We start from the raw sequence: 7,463 nt of genomic DNA on the forward strand, positions 1-7,463 counted from the left end.
GGGTGGCGCGGCCACGGAAGGGTGGGGTCGGGCGGTGACCGCGACAGGTGTGCGAGACACTGGAGTACGTGACTCGGATCGTGATTATCGGTGGCGGACCTGGCGGATACGAGGCTGCGCTGGTCGCGGCGCAGCTCGGGGCGGAGGTGACGGTCGTCGACTGTGACGGTCTCGGCGGCGCGTCGGTGCTGACCGACTGCGTGCCGTCGAAGACGCTGATCGCGACCGCGGAGGTGATGACCACCTTCGAGTCGTCCTACCAGGAGCTGGGCATCACCGTCGCGGAGGCGACGGCGGAGAGCGGTCTGGGCGTGGACCTCGGCAAGGTCAACCGCCGGGTGAAGCGGCTCGCGCTCGCCCAGTCGCACGACATCACCGCCTCCGTGACCAGGGCGGGCGCCCGGGTGATGCGCGGGCGCGGGCGGCTGGAGCCGCATCAGGCGCCGGACGGCTCGCGCACGGTCGTCGTGCGGGTCGCGGACGGCAGCGAGGAGACGCTGACCGCCGACGCCGTGCTGATCGCCACCGGCGGCCACCCCAGGGAGATCCCCGACGCCCAGCCGGACGGCGAGCGGATCTTCAACTGGACGCAGGTCTACGACATGACCGAACTCCCCGAGGAACTGATCGTCGTCGGTTCGGGTGTGACCGGTGCCGAGTTCGCCGGCGCCTACCAGGCGCTGGGCTCACGGGTGACGCTGGTCTCCTCCCGTGACCGGGTGCTGCCCGGCGAGGACCCGGACGCCGCCGCCGTCCTGGAGGACGTCTTCCGCCGCCGCGGTATGAACGTCATGGGGCGTTCCCGGGCCGCCGCCGCCAAGCGGGTCGGCGACCGGGTGGAGGTCACCCTCGCCGACGGCCGTGTCATCAGCGGCACCCACTGCCTGATGGCGGTCGGCGCGATCCCCAACACCGCCGGGATCGGCCTGGAGGAGGCCGGCGTCAAGCTGACCGACTCCGGCCACATCAAGACCGACCGGGTCTCCCGCACCAGCGCCCCCGGCGTGTACGCGGCGGGCGACTGCACCGGCGTCTTCGCGCTCGCCTCGGTCGCCGCGATGCAGGGACGTATCGCCATGTACCACTTCCTCGGCGAGACCGTCACCCCGCTGAACCTGAAGACCGTCTCGGCGAACATCTTCACCGACCCCGAGATCGCGACCGTCGGCTACTCCCAGGCGGACATCGACGAGGGCCGCATCGAGGCGCGGGTGGTGAAGCTGCCGCTGCTGCGCAACCCCCGGGCCAAGATGCAGGGTGTGCGGGACGGCTTCGTGAAGCTGTTCTGCCGGCCGGGTACGGGCATCGTGGTGGGCGGTGTGGTCGTCTCGCCGCGCGCGAGTGAGCTGATCCATCCGATCTCGATCGCGGTCGACAACAACCTGACAGTCGAGCAGATCGCGAACACGTTCACCGTGTACCCCTCGCTGTCGGGTTCGATCGCCGAGGTGGCACGGCAGTTGCAGACGTCGAAGGCCGCGCAGGGCTGACAAACCCCGTGGCCGGGTGCCGCGTTCACCCCGCTGACCTGCGCCTCCTCCACCGGGGCCGCCCGCTCGGGCGGTCCCGGCCCGCGTCGACGCCCGTGATGTGGACCGGACTTATACCACGCACGCGAACCACTCGTGAACAACTTCGGTAAACTCCGGCAATTCGCTGAAAGCAGACGGTCGTCCGCGTTACTGTCGGTTCCGTGTTCGCAGCAGAACGTCGTCAACTGATCCTCGAAATGGTGCGGGCGAACGGAGCGGTGTCGCTTCGGGAACTCGCCCGCGTCGTCCAGACCTCCGAAGTGACCGTACGGCGTGACGTCCGGGCGCTGGAGGCGGAAGGGCTGCTCGACCGCCGACACGGCGGCGCCGTACTGCCGGGCGGCTTCACCAGGGAGTCCGGCTTCCCGCACAAGTCGCACCTCGCCACGGCCGAGAAGACCGCCATCGCCGACCTCGCCGCCGGACTGGTGGAAGAGGGCGAGGCGATCGTCGTCGGCGCCGGCACCACCACCCAGGAGCTGGCCAGACGCCTTGCCCGGGTGCCCGGCCTGACCGTCGTCACCAACTCCCTGCTCGTCGCGCAGGCGTTGGCGCATGCCAACCGGGTGGAGGTGGTGATGACCGGTGGCACGCTGCGCGGCTCCAACTACGCGCTCGTCGGCTCCGGCGCGGAGCAGTCCCTGCACGGACTGCGGGTCTCCCGCGCCTTCCTCTCCGGCAGCGGACTGACCGCCGAACGCGGCCTGTCCACCTCGAACATGCTCTCCGCCAGCGTCGACCGGGCCCTCGTCCAGGCGGCGGCGGAGGTCGTCGTCCTCGCCGACCACACAAAGCTCGGTACCGACACCATGTTCCAGACCGTGCCGACCGACCTCATCACCCACCTGGTGACCGACGAGCCCCCGAAGGGCGAGGACCGCGCCGCCGGTGAACTCCAGGCGCTCGCCGACCAGGGCGTGCGGATCGCGGTCGCCGCCGCGGCCGCCACGGGCGGGCGGGAGCAGGCCCTCCCCGAGCAGCGCCGCCCGCTGGGCGGCGGCTCGTCACCACTCCGCGTCGCCGCCGGAGGCGGCCAGATCGCCGACCTGGCCCCGCGCCGCCGTTAGGGCCTGTCCGGCCGGCTGGGCCCATGCCCGTCCGGCGCCCACCCGGCGTGCCGGTCGGTGGTGACGGCCGGGGCCGGGGTCGGCGCCTGCCCGCGCCGGTGGCCGGTTCCGACACGCGGCGAGTGGCCGGCTGCCGGCCGCCCGTCCCCGCCGACGACGTCACTCGCCTGGTGGGCGCAGCCGCAGCCGCAGCCGCGCCGCAGCCTCGCGTCGAGCGTCCGACGACGACGGCGGCCCCGGTCGGCTACCCGCGCCGCAGGGCCGACCGGGGCCGCCGGTCGTGTGTCGCGGCGCCTCAGCGCGCGCCGCGCGCCACGTCAGTCCTTGATCTCGCAGATCACCGTGCCGGAGGAGATCGACGCGCCGACCTCGGCGCTCAGCCCCTTCACCGTACCGGCCCGGTGCGCGTTCAGCGGCTGCTCCATCTTCATCGCCTCGAGGACCACGATGAGTTCGCCCTCGGCGACCTCCTGGCCCTCCTCCACGGCGACCTTCACGATCGTGCCCTGCATCGGCGAGGCGAGCGCGTCCCCGGACGCGGCGGACGCCGACTTCTTCGCCGCCTTGCGACGCGTCGGCTTCGCACCGCCGGCGACCGCCGCACGGGCCAGCGGCATGCCGAGCGACGCCGGAAGCGAGACCTCCAGCCGCTTGCCGCCGACCTCGACGACGACCGTCTCGCGGGTGGCGTCGTCCTCGTCCTCGTCGACACCGGCGCCGGCGAACGGCTTGATCTCGTTCACGAACTCCGTCTCGATCCACCGCGTGTGGACCTGGAACGGCTCGCCCTCGCGGCCGTTGACCTCCGGTGCGAACGCCGGGTCCTCGACGACCGTGCGGTGGAAGGGAATCGCCGTCGCCATTCCCTCGACCCGGAACTCGGCCAGGGCGCGCCGGGCGCGCTCCAGCGCCTGACGGCGGGTGGCGCCGGTGACGATCAGTTTGGCCAGCAGGGAGTCCCACGCCGGGCCGATGACGCTGCCCGACTCGACACCGGCGTCCAGCCGGACACCCGGGCCGGACGGCGCGTCGAAGGCGGTGACGGTGCCGGGCGCGGGCAGGAAGTTGCGGCCCGGGTCCTCGCCGTTGATGCGGAACTCGAAGGAGTGGCCGCGCAGCTGCGGGTCGTCGTAGCCGAGTTCCTCGCCGTCGGCGATGCGGAACATCTCGCGGACGAGGTCGATGCCGGTGATCTCCTCGGTCACCGGGTGCTCGACCTGGAGGCGGGTGTTCACCTCGAGGAAGGAGATCGTGCCGTCCTGGCCGACCAGGAACTCACACGTACCGGCGCCGACGTAGCCGGCCTCCCGCAGGATCGCCTTCGACGCCCGGTACAGCTCGGCGTTCTGCTCCTCGCTCAGGAACGGCGCAGGCGCCTCCTCCACCAGCTTCTGGTGGCGGCGCTGGAGAGAGCAGTCACGGGTGGAGACGACCACCACGTTGCCGTGCTTGTCCGCCAGGCACTGCGTCTCGACGTGACGCGGGCGGTCGAGGTAGCGCTCGACGAAGCACTCGCCACGGCCGAAGGCGGCGACGGCCTCGCGTACCGCCGAGTCGTACAGCTCCGGCACCTCCTCCAGCGTGCGGGCGACCTTCAAGCCGCGACCGCCACCGCCGAAGGCCGCCTTGATGGCGATCGGCAGGCCGTGCTCCTCGGCGAACGCGACGACCTCCTCGGCCCCGCTCACCGGGTCCTTGGTGCCGGCCACCAGCGGGGCGCCGGCGCGCTGCGCGATGTGCCGCGCGGCGACCTTGTCACCGAGGTCGCGGATCGCCTGCGGCGGCGGGCCGATCCAGATCAGCCCGGCGTCCATGACGGCCTGGGCGAACTCCGCGTTCTCGGAAAGAAAGCCGTACCCCGGGTGGATGGCGTCGGCGCCGGAGTCGGCGGCGGCCTTCAACACCTTGGGGATGTCCAGGTAACTGGTGGCCGGCGTGTCACCGCCCAGCGCGAAGGCCTCGTCGGCCGCCCTGACATGCAGGGCGTCCCGGTCCGGATCGGCGTAGACGGCTACGCTCTTGATACCGGCGTCCCGGCAAGCACGGGCTACCCGGACTGCGATCTCGCCCCGGTTGGCGATGAGCACCTTGCGCACGATGACTCCCTCCGTGAAACAAGCTGAGTTTAGGTACTGGCGACACTCCACGCGCAGTCACCCAGAGGGGTGAGCTTGCCCACACGCGCTGTAGCGGTGCCCGCGTCAGGTCCCCTTCTCCCCTGTCGTACCAAGGTACGCCGCCCGTGCGGGCGCGCGAGAGCGGAATCCGTGTGGCCAAGGTCTCGACGCTTCCGAACTCCTTGAGCGGGGCGATATTTGTAGAGACCCCACTAACCGGACGCCGATTCTTTGCGGCGCTGTCGCCCGCGAAGCGGCGCGGCCGCGCGCGTGGCGGCGGGGTGTCGTCCACCGCCACGCCGTACGTCTTGTCGCGCACGCTACCGCGCAGTAGCCTCGGCGCGGTGACTTACCTTCGGTAACAGGTCCTGGGAGTAGCGACTTGTCGACACGAAGCCATGCCGCCCCGCCCCGCCGACCCGCCCCACTCACTCTCCTCACGGCCGCCGCACTGCTCACCGAGGCGGTGGCGCTCGCCGTACTGCTCTGGCTGCTGGCCGCCTTCGTGGACGCCCAGTCCATGAGCCTCGCCGACCTGCCCTCGACCCACCTCGCGCTCGCCGCGCGCGCCGGCGGCGTCCTCCTCGCCGCCCTCCCCGCGCTCTGCGCCTTCCTCCTCCTACGCCGCCGCCCACCCGGCCGCGTCGCCCGCGCGCTCCTCGTCGCCTGCTGCCTCAGTCACGGCATCCTCGGCGCCGTCGCCATAGCCCTGGTCAGCTGGACCGCCTTCATCACCCTCATGCTCCCCCTCGCCCTCCTCACCTGGACCGTCCAGACCCTTCCGTCCGGGCCGACAGGACTCAGAGCGTCCACAGAGCCGTGACCGGGGTGCCGAGTTCGGCGAGGAGACGGCGGAGCAGCGGGAGGGAGAGGCCGATGACGTTGCCGTGGTCGCCCTCGATGCGGTCGATGAACGGCGCCGAGCGGCCGTCGAGCGTGAACGCGCCGGCGACGTGCAGCGGTTCGCCGGAGGCGACGTACGCGGCGATCTCCGCGTCCGTCGGCTCACCGAAGTGCACCGTCGTCGCGGCCGTGCCGAAGGCTTCGCCGCCGGTCGTCGTGTCGACGACGCAATGACCGGTGAGCAGGACGCCGGAGCGGCCGCGCATCGACTTCCAGCGGTTCATCGCGTCCTCGGCGTCGGCCGGCTTGCCCAGCGGGCGGCCGTCGAGTTCGAGGACCGAGTCGCAGCCCACCACCAACGCGTCGGCGGCCTCCGGCCGCTCCGCGACGGCGGCGGCCTTCGCGCGCGCCAACACCAGCGCCAACTCGGTCGGCGTCGGCGCGCTCAGCGCTTCCTCGTCGACGCCGCTGACGATCACCTCGGGGTCCATTCCGGCCTGCCGCAGCAGTCCGAGCCGCGCGGGCGACGCGGAGGCGAGAACAAGACGACGTGCGGGAGTGGCAGATGCGGCACCGGTCATGCCGCCCATCGTAGGCCGCGCTACAAGACGCCGGAGCGCGCGTCCGTACGCCCGGGCGACGGCCCGCTGGCCCCAGTGCCCGACCGGGCCGAGGGCACGGAGGTACCAGGCCGCGGGCCGACTGAAGGCCCGCACGGTCAGCGTCACCGATCCACTGGCGAGCCGCTCGACGACAAACGCTTCCTCGCCGCACTCCGGGTGCCCGGCCAGCGTTCCGTACGCAAAGCCGATCCGCGTTTGTTCCCGGACCGTCCAGACCACCTCGCAGGGTGCGCGCAGCGGGCCGAGTCGGAGGGCCACCCGGACGCCGGGCGCCGCCTTGGGCGCGGTGGGGCTGACGCCGAGCCCCGTCGCGCGGTGCATGCTCCAGTTCGTCAACGCTTCCCCGGCGCGGGCGAGTACTTCCGGTCCGGCCCCCAGGGGGACACGCACCCGAAGAGACCGGAAGCCGGGCGGAGGCGGCGGGCCTCCGGCCTTTGTCATACCCGCGGTCGGGTAGGTGAGGTGGCTCAGGACTTCTCCAGGCGTCGGGACGCGGACGTCTGCGGCAAGAAACCTGCCGAGACGACCGCACTCTGATGTCGCGTCAGGTGTTGCCCAGTTCGCCGGTCCTCACGCCCGTCACGAAGGAGGCGAAGGCGGCGGTGGGGAAGGCGAGGACCGGACCGTCCGGGTTCTTGGAGTCGCGGACCGGGACGACACCGCGCGCGTGCACGAGGTTGGCCGCGACCTCGAGGCAGGCGCCGCCGTTGCCGCTGTAGGAGGACGTGAACCAGCGGGGAGCTTCGGGTCTCATGGCCGCCCTTTCGACGCTGTGCGAGCTCGGGCACGAGCGCGGTGGGGACGCAGCACGGTGACCCGTAGGCGATGGTAGGCCCGCGAGCGGCCCCGCGGGACCCGTCGGGCCAACCGGCAGCGCAGAAGTTACGCGGCACCGCGCATGCTGCAACGGCGTCGGGCGGGGCCCACCCGGCCCCGCGTCAGCGGCGGGCGCTCAGGGCCATGAGGAGGACGAAGACGACCACGGCGGCCATCACCCAGCCGACGCGGCGGAGGCGGGTCTGGGCGGCGCGCAGCAGATCGGAGGGTTTGTGCGGTGGGGGGTCGGACCAGAGCATGTGGCCAGCCTGCCGTGCGGCGGCGGCCGACGCCTGAGTACGCGTACTCAGAATCAGGCTGGGCACCTGGCGGGAAGATGAGGTGCGGGGCACCCGGGTGCCCCGCACGGCAGAACGGTCAGCTGGGCCAGTAGCTGGTGCGCCAGGCGCGCGGCCCCGGGTGCGGGACGCGGCGGGGGACGAGCCGCGCGGGGTCGTACCACTC

7 protein-coding genes and 2 pseudogenes are annotated in these 7,463 nt (G+C 72.3%); 3 read left to right on the plus strand and 6 right to left on the minus strand.

The genetic code is table 11. The features are described 5' to 3' along the window. The first annotated feature begins 59 nt into the window (after positions 1-59). Positions 60-1,490: an NAD(P)H-quinone dehydrogenase gene (locus FNX44_RS21140; protein ID WP_143650210.1), complete on the plus strand. Its 1,431-nt coding sequence runs from the start codon at positions 60-62 to the stop codon at positions 1,488-1,490. 239 nt (positions 1,491-1,729) lie between these two features. Continuing rightward, entirely contained in the window at positions 1,730-2,599 is an 870-nt protein-coding gene (locus tag FNX44_RS21145; protein WP_153507566.1) for a DeoR/GlpR family DNA-binding transcription regulator, read from the plus strand. A 317-nt stretch (positions 2,600-2,916) separates the two neighbouring features. On the opposite strand, the gene FNX44_RS21150 is transcribed toward FNX44_RS21145, so the two are convergent. Then, the gene (locus FNX44_RS21150; RefSeq protein ID WP_143650203.1) at positions 2,917-4,695 is read right to left on the minus strand and encodes an acetyl/propionyl/methylcrotonyl-CoA carboxylase subunit alpha; all 1,779 of its coding nucleotides are present in this window, start codon (positions 4,693-4,695) and stop codon (positions 2,917-2,919) included. A 403-nt stretch (positions 4,696-5,098) separates the two neighbouring features. Between FNX44_RS21150 and FNX44_RS21155 the strand changes: the two genes are divergently transcribed. Beyond that, a complete protein-coding gene (locus FNX44_RS21155; protein WP_143650204.1) occupies positions 5,099-5,539 on the plus strand; it encodes a hypothetical protein in 441 nt (146 codons plus the stop codon). On the opposite strand, the gene FNX44_RS29090 is transcribed toward FNX44_RS21155, so the two are convergent. The 5 genes and pseudogenes from FNX44_RS29090 to FNX44_RS29100 form a co-directional block, all read right to left on the minus strand. Beyond that, a complete protein-coding gene (locus FNX44_RS29090; protein ID WP_173019243.1) occupies positions 5,517-6,140 on the minus strand; it encodes a Maf family protein in 624 nt (207 codons plus the stop codon). The genes FNX44_RS21155 and FNX44_RS29090 overlap by 23 nt on opposite strands. Before the next feature lie 48 nt (positions 6,141-6,188). Then, positions 6,189-6,653 (minus strand): annotated as a pseudogene (locus tag FNX44_RS29095) (DUF1990 domain-containing protein); the annotation flags it as partial. A 73-nt stretch (positions 6,654-6,726) separates the two neighbouring features. Next, complete coding sequence (locus FNX44_RS21165; protein WP_143650208.1) at positions 6,727-6,936, minus strand: DUF397 domain-containing protein; 210 nt, start codon at positions 6,934-6,936, stop codon at positions 6,727-6,729. A gap of 184 nt (positions 6,937-7,120) precedes the next feature. Further along, positions 7,121-7,258, minus strand: a complete 138-nt coding sequence (gene mmpB, locus FNX44_RS28185; RefSeq protein ID WP_173019242.1) for a morphogenic membrane protein MmpB — start codon at positions 7,256-7,258, stop codon at positions 7,121-7,123. A 118-nt stretch (positions 7,259-7,376) separates the two neighbouring features. After that, positions 7,377-7,463 (minus strand): annotated as a pseudogene (locus tag FNX44_RS29100) (acyl-CoA carboxylase subunit epsilon); the annotation flags it as partial.

Origin of the sequence: Streptomyces alkaliterrae (assembly GCF_007097205.2) — a bacterium.
Lineage (GTDB): Bacteria > Actinomycetota > Actinomycetes > Streptomycetales > Streptomycetaceae > Streptomyces > Streptomyces alkaliterrae.

Excerpts from the sequence above, each read along its gene's own strand:
- mmpB (WP_173019242.1), bottom strand. The coding sequence starts at position 7,258 with ATGCTCTGGTCCGACCCCCCACCGCACAAACCCTCCGATCTGCTGCGC.
- FNX44_RS21165 (WP_143650208.1), bottom strand. The coding sequence starts at position 6,936 with ATGAGACCCGAAGCTCCCCGCTGGTTCACGTCCTCCTACAGCGGCAAC.
- FNX44_RS29090 (WP_173019243.1), bottom strand. The coding sequence starts at position 6,140 with ATGACCGGTGCCGCATCTGCCACTCCCGCACGTCGTCTTGTTCTCGCC.
- FNX44_RS21145 (WP_153507566.1), top strand. The coding sequence starts at position 1,730 with ATGGTGCGGGCGAACGGAGCGGTGTCGCTTCGGGAACTCGCCCGCGTC.